The sequence below is a fragment of the Methylorubrum podarium genome, from assembly GCF_022179745.1.
In the GTDB taxonomy this organism is placed as follows: domain Bacteria; phylum Pseudomonadota; class Alphaproteobacteria; order Rhizobiales; family Beijerinckiaceae; genus Methylobacterium; species Methylobacterium podarium.
Window position 1 is genome coordinate 1 of sequence record NZ_BPRD01000476.1, and the last position, 5,782, is coordinate 5,782.

4 protein-coding genes and 1 pseudogene are annotated in these 5,782 nt (G+C 70.6%); 3 read left to right on the plus strand and 2 right to left on the minus strand.

Going from position 1 to position 5,782, the window contains the following annotated elements; genetic code table 11:
• The 3 genes from MFF42_RS21235 to MFF42_RS21245 form a co-directional block, all read left to right on the plus strand.
• Positions 1–388, plus strand: a 388-nt coding sequence (locus MFF42_RS21235) for a DNA translocase FtsK (protein ID WP_283206908.1), incomplete at its 5' end; no start/stop codon positions are given.
• 164 nt (positions 389–552) lie between these two features.
• Positions 553–2,703 (plus strand): TonB-dependent receptor, encoded by a 2,151-nt coding sequence (locus MFF42_RS21240; RefSeq protein WP_238257534.1) that lies wholly within the window; start codon positions 553–555, stop codon positions 2,701–2,703.
• 347 nt (positions 2,704–3,050) lie between these two features.
• Complete coding sequence (locus MFF42_RS21245; protein WP_238257535.1) at positions 3,051–4,973, plus strand: PAS domain-containing HWE histidine kinase family protein; 1,923 nt, start codon at positions 3,051–3,053, stop codon at positions 4,971–4,973.
• Positions 4,974–4,995: 22 nt separating this feature from the next.
• Here MFF42_RS21245 and MFF42_RS21250 read toward each other — a convergent pair whose 3' ends face one another.
• Together MFF42_RS21250 and MFF42_RS21255 are read right to left on the minus strand one after the other, a co-directional pair.
• The gene (locus MFF42_RS21250; protein WP_238257537.1) at positions 4,996–5,298 is read right to left on the minus strand and encodes a hypothetical protein; all 303 of its coding nucleotides are present in this window, start codon (positions 5,296–5,298) and stop codon (positions 4,996–4,998) included.
• A pseudogene (locus MFF42_RS21255) lies at positions 5,295–5,782 on the minus strand (molybdopterin dinucleotide binding domain-containing protein); the annotation flags it as partial. The pseudogene MFF42_RS21255 and the gene MFF42_RS21250, both read right to left, overlap by 4 nt.

Below are 5,782 nucleotides of genomic sequence, written 5' to 3' on the forward strand. Positions count from 1 at the left end.
CACGACGCGGGTGCACGGGCCGTTCTGCTCGGACTCCGAGGTCGAGAGCGTGGTCGCCCACCTCAAGCGCCAGGGCCGGCCCTCCTATCTGGAGGCGGTCACGGCGGAGGAGGGCGAGATCCCGGCCGCCGCCGCCTCCGAGGACGGTCCGGTCTTCGATGCCGGCCAGTTCGGCGGTGGCGAAGGGGCCGACCTCTACGAGCAGGCGGTCTCCGTGGTGCTGCGGGACAAGAAGGCCTCCACCTCCTACATCCAGCGCCGCCTGCAGATCGGCTACAACCGCGCCGCGTCGCTGATGGAGCGCATGGAGACCGAAGGTCTCGTCGGGCCGGCCAACCACGCGGGAAAACGCGAGATCCTGGTGGAGGCCGAGGCCCAGGACTACTGACCAGGATTACTGATCCGCCGCTTCCCCCTCGCGAACCGAACATCCGTCCGGCGCGCCGCCTTCGAAAGAGGGCGGCGCGCTTTCGCGTTCCGGCCCCCTTTCCGACTCGACAACGGCTACGCTCGAATTTATAGCATCAGCTATAATTCGGAGCGTGAGGTTCTATGTCGAGAAAGCGCTATGGGTTGGGCCGATGGGCCGGGATCGGTCTTGCCGGGCTCGCCGCCACGCCGCTCCAGGCCGAGGAGGTGGCCCTGGACGAGATCAGCGTGACCTCGGACAGGCCGGCGCGGCGCACGGGCGAGGGCGCGGCGGCGGGACCGGCGCCGGACCCGGCCGGCCCGCTCGGCGTCCTGCCGGTGGTGACCGATCGCTTCTCGACGGTGACCGTGGTCTCCGGCGCCGACCTTGCCCGCTCGCAGCCGACCTCGCTGGGCGAGGCCCTGTTCGATCGGCCGGGCCTGTCGGCGACCACCTACGCGCCGGGCTCGGCCTCGCGGCCGATCATCCGCGGCCTCGACAACCACCGCGTCCGCATCCTCGAGAACGGCACGGGCGTGCAGGACATGTCCGATCTCGGCGAGGACCACGCCGTGCCGATCAACCCGCTGATCAACGACCGGATCGAGGTGATCCGCGGGCCCGCCGGCCTGCGCTACGGCTCCCAGGCGGTCGGCGGCGTCGTCTCGGTGGAGAACAACCGCATCCCGACGGGCATTCCGCCCGGCGGTGTCGCGGGCCGGGTGACGACCGGGTACTCGGCCGTCGACAACGGCCGCAACGTCGCCGCGACCGTCGATGCCGGCAGCGGCAACGTCGCCGTCCACGCCGACGCCTTCAAGAGCGCGGCGGACGACTACGACACGCCGCTCGGCCTCCAGCGCAACTCCTACAACCGATCGCAGGGCGGGGCCTTCGGCACCTCGTACCTGTTCGACCGCGGCTTCGTCGGCCTGTCCTTCAGCCACTTCGATTCGGTCTACGGCATCCCCGGGATCAGCTCCGCGGTGCAGCGCACCCGCCTCGACCCGGTGCAGGACAAGCTCCAGGCCCGGGGCGAGTACAGGCCGCTGGACGGGCCGATCGCGGCGATCCGGTTCTGGGCCGGAGGCTCGAACTACCGGCACAACGAGTTCGGCACCGACGCGAACGGCGTCGAGGGCATCGCGGCGGTGTTCAAGAACCGCGCGGCGGAGGGGCGGATCGAGGTCGACCACGTGCCGGTCGAGACGGCGTTCGGCACCCTGAGCGGACAGCTCGGCATCCAGGCCGACCGACGCAAGCTTCGCATCTCGGGAGCGGAAGGGGGGCTCTTGCGCCCCACCGACACGCGGGTGCAGGCGGCCTACCTGTTCGAGGAACTGGCACTCGGCGGCGGCCTGCGGTTCCAGGCGGCGGGCCGGATCGAGGGCAACCGCGTCGCCGGCACCCAGGCGCTGTTCCCGTCCGACTTCCTGCCCGACGGCCCCGGCGACGAGCCCGTGGAATCGCGCCGCATCCGCCGCTTCGCCCCGAAGAGCGCGAGCCTCGGCGCGCTCCAGAACCTGCCCTACGGCTTCGTCGCGAGCCTGACCGGCTCCTACGTCGAGCGCGCCCCGACCTCGCCCGAACTGTTCTCGCGCGGGCCGCACGCGGCCTCCGCCACCTTCGAGATCGGCGATCCGAACCTCAAGCTGGAGCGCGCCCGCACCGTCGAGGTGGCGATCCGGCGGGCGGAGGGGCCGTTCCGCCTCGACGCCACCGGATACGTCACGCGCTATACCGGCTTCGTCTACAAGCGCCTGACCGGCTTCACCTGCGGCGACACCTTCGACAGCTGCGGCCTCGGGGGCGGGGACCTGCGTCAGGTCACCTATTCGCAGGCCGGCGCCACCTTCGCCGGCGCCGAGATCGCCAGCCAGGTCGATCTCGTGCCGGTCGGCGACGGCTTTGCCGGGATCAGCGCCCAGTACGACTTCGTGCGGGCGCAGTTCGACGACGGCCGCTACGTGCCGCGCATTCCGCCCCACCGCGTCGGCGGCGGTGTCTTCCTGCGGGCGGACGGCTGGTTCGCGCAGGTGAGCCTGCTGCACGCCTTCGCCCAGACGCAGACGGGGACGCTGGAGACGCCGACACCGGGCTACAACGATCTCAAGGCGGAGATCGCCTACAGCCGTCCCCTCGATCCGGCGGTCCACGGCCTGAGCGAGGTGACGCTCGGCCTGCGCGGCACGAACCTGCTCGACGACGTGATCCGCAACGCCGCGTCCTTCCGCAAGGACGAGGTGATCCTGCCGGGCCGCAACCTGCGGCTCTTCCTCACGGCGCGGTTCTGAACGCCGCGGGGGCGCTCGGACCACGGACCGGGCGCGCCGTCCACCCATCGCCGACGTTCCGGAGCCTGGAAGCCGCGTCTGACAGCCAGGGGCTTACAGAAATCATGCGTCGTATTTTGTAAGTGCAGCGCAGAGTGGTCGTATCTTCGGGCACGACGCAAAATTGTTGCAGGGAGAAGATCGCACGCATTGATTCCATCTATTGCCAGCCTGACGATTTGCCGTAACGATCTCGGTGGGACTGCGGGCCGTGCCGCCCGTTCCGTCTGCGGAATACGGTGCGGAAGGCCGAGCAAAGGTGCGGGATGGAGGACGGCATTCCACCTGCCCGATCGGATTTCGGCGAGATGGCCGAGCGGATCCGGACCCATGACTGGTCGGCGACGGCCCTCGGCGCCGCGGACACGTGGTCGCCCAGCCTGAGGGCCACGATCAGCCTGCTCCTCGGCTGCGGCTTCCCCATGATCGCGCTGTGGGGGCGAGACCTGATTCAGGTCTACAACGACGGCTTCCGCGACCTGATGGGGTTGAAGCATCCGGCCGGGCTGGGGCAGCCGACACGCGAGTGCTGGCCCGAGGTCTGGCACATCAACGCGCCGATCTACGATCGGGTCTGGGGTGGTGAGACCTTCACCTTCGAGGACGCGCTCTATCCCCTATCGCGGTCGGGCCGCGTCGAGGACGCGTGGTTCACGCTGACCTACAGCCCGCTCCGGGACGAGGCGGGCGAGATCGCGGGCATCCTGGTCGTCCTGCTCGAAACCACGGCCCGGGTGCTGGCGGACCGCGCGCTTCGCGAGAGCGAGGCCCGCTTCCGGGCCGAGCTGGAACAGCAGGTCCAGGAGCGGACGGCGGAGCTTCAGGCGAGCCGCGACCTGCTCAAGGCGACCATGGACAGCTCCATGGACATGATCCAGGTCTTCAAGGCCGTGCGCGACCCGTCCGGCGAGATCGTCGATTTCGAGTGGATCCTGAACAACCACACTTCGGAGAGCCTGTACGGTCGGGTGCGCGGGGAGAGCCTGCTCGAACGCAATCCCGGCGTGATTCAGGAAGGCATCTTCGAGACCTTCAAGCGCGTGACGGAGACCGGCCAGCCCTCGACCGCGGAGCACCACTACGTCCACGAGCAGTTCGACGGCTGGTTCTTCCAGTGCGCCGTCAAGCTCGGCGACGGGGTCGCCACCACCACCAAGGAGATCTCGGCCTGGAAGGCGGCCCAGGAGGAGGTGCTCCGGCTTCGCGACGAGATCGCGCAGGCGGCCCTGCGCGAGAGCGAGGAGCGCTTCCGCGCCCTGGCCCGCCTCATCCCCGTCCTGCTGTGGCGCACGGACGAGGACGGGCGGCACAACTCCCTCAACGAGGCTTGGCTCACCTATACCGGCCAGACCCCGCAGCAGTCGCAGGACGGCAGCTGGCTCGAAGCGATCCACCCGGACGACCGGGAGGCGGCCAGCGCGGCGTTCCGCACCGGGCGCGAGCAGCAGCGGCTGATCGAGGTGCAGCAGCGCATCCGTCGGCACGACGGGCAGTACCGCTGGTTCCTGGTGCGGCAGGCGCCGATCGTCGATGCCGAGGGGCAGGTGACCCAGTGGATCGGCGCCGCCATGGACATCCACGACCTGCACGATCTGCAGGAGCGCCAGGCCGTTCTCGTCGCCGAACTGCAGCACCGCACCCGCAACCTGCTCGGCGTCGTGCGCTCCATCGCCCACCAGACCATGGTGCAGACCGGCCCGACCGAGCGCTTCCGCGAGCAGTTCAACGACCGGCTCGCCGCCCTGTCGCGTGTCCAGGGCCTGCTGTCGCGCTCGGATCAGGAGCCGATCACCCTGCGCACCCTGATCCGGACCGAGCTGGAGGCGCTGGGAGGCGGCGACTACGCCGACCGGATCCATATCGCCGGCCCGCCGGTGCGCCTGCGCAAGGCATCGGTGCAGACCCTCGCGCTCGCCGTGCACGAACTGGCCACCAACGCCCGCAAGTACGGGGCTCTGACCAGTGAGCACGGCCGCCTCTCGGTGACGTGGCAGGCCGATGGAGACGATCGGGGCGGCGGGACCCTGCTGATCGAGTGGATCGAGGAGGGCATCAGCCGGCCGCGCGAGGGGCGCGGTCCGACGCGGCGCGGCTACGGACGCGAGCTGATCGAGCAGGCGATGCCCTACGCGCTCAACGCCAAGACCCGCTACGAGCTCGGCGAGACGCGGCTGCGCTGCGCCATCGAGCTGCCGCTCGGCGAGCGGTTCGGCGCGATCAGCACCGCCTGAGACCCGCCGTCAGGGCCGGGGTTCAAGCCGCGAGCGCGGTGAGCACCGCGGCCCCCGCCGGGCTCGCCGCGTAGCGGGTGCGCTGGGTGCGGCCGTCGCGGGCGGTCACGGTCAGGAGCGACGCGCCGGCGAGACCCTCCACCGCCCGCAGCACCAGGGCGTGCTCGACGCCGAAGATGCGGGCGAAGCTGCGGCTGTCCGCGGCCAGCCCGAGATGCAGGCCGGCGAGGATGCCCGCCTCCAGCAGGCTCAATTCGGGGCGCAGGGCCGCGATCGTGTCGGTCGCGGCGAGAAAGGTCTCGGCGTCGGCGGCGGGCTCGCTCACGCCGCTTGGCCCGTCGCGGTCGCGGCGCGGGCGCGCACTTGGACCAGCACCGATTTCGAGGTCGGCGTGTCCGAGAACTCGCCGAAGGCCGAGAGCGGCACCAGCACGTTGAGCTCGGGATAGTAGCCGGCGAGCGAACCGCGCGGCATGTCGAAGGGCACGAGGCGGAAATCCTCCGCCACCCGCTCGACGCCGTCTTCCGCGTGGACGCAGACGAGATCGACCCGCTCGCCCGCCCGCGCCTTCAGCTCGGCGAGGTCGTCCGGGTTGGCGAACACGACGCGGCGCTCGCCGTAGACGCCGCGGTAGCGGTCGTCGAGGCCGTAGATCGTGGTGTTGTACTGGTCGTGGCTGCGGAAGGTCTGCAGCACGAAGGTGTCGCCCTGCCGGCTCGCGCGCTGGTGCTCAGTCGCCACCGGCAGCGGCCCGCTGGAGAAGCCCGCCCGGCCGGTCGCCGTCTCGAACACCCGCTCGGCGGCGAGAT

Excerpts from the sequence above, each read along its gene's own strand:
- MFF42_RS21240 (WP_238257534.1), top strand. The coding sequence starts at position 553 with ATGTCGAGAAAGCGCTATGGGTTGGGCCGATGGGCCGGGATCGGTCTT.
- MFF42_RS21245 (WP_238257535.1), top strand. The coding sequence starts at position 3,051 with ATGGCCGAGCGGATCCGGACCCATGACTGGTCGGCGACGGCCCTCGGC.